General features: G+C 41.6%; 1 pseudogene. It reads left to right on the forward strand.

Annotated features, from left to right (window positions below):
- Positions 1 to 22: 22 nt before the first annotated feature.
- Positions 23 to 233, forward strand: a pseudogene (locus R0K30_RS23730) (two-component sensor histidine kinase); the annotation flags it as partial.

The raw sequence follows: 233 nt of genomic DNA on the forward strand, positions 1-233 counted from the left end.
GCTTCTTCCCGGGGAAACAGTCGTGTTAATTAGAGAACATCCGCCGTTTTACCCAGATATTCTCGGTATCACCATACCTGTTTTATCCAACACAGATGATCTCTCGGGGACAATTTTTCTCTCGATACCCTTATCCCAAGTTTATGCGCTTTCTGTCCAAACCAGATTGACACTTGGCGTATCCTTTTTATTTATCCTTCTGCTCCTTTTCTTTATCGGATATAATAGTTCCA

This window comes from Bacillus sp. SIMBA_154, from assembly GCF_046536015.1.
GTDB classification, from domain to species: Bacteria; Bacillota; Bacilli; order Bacillales; family Bacillaceae; genus Bacillus; species Bacillus pumilus_P.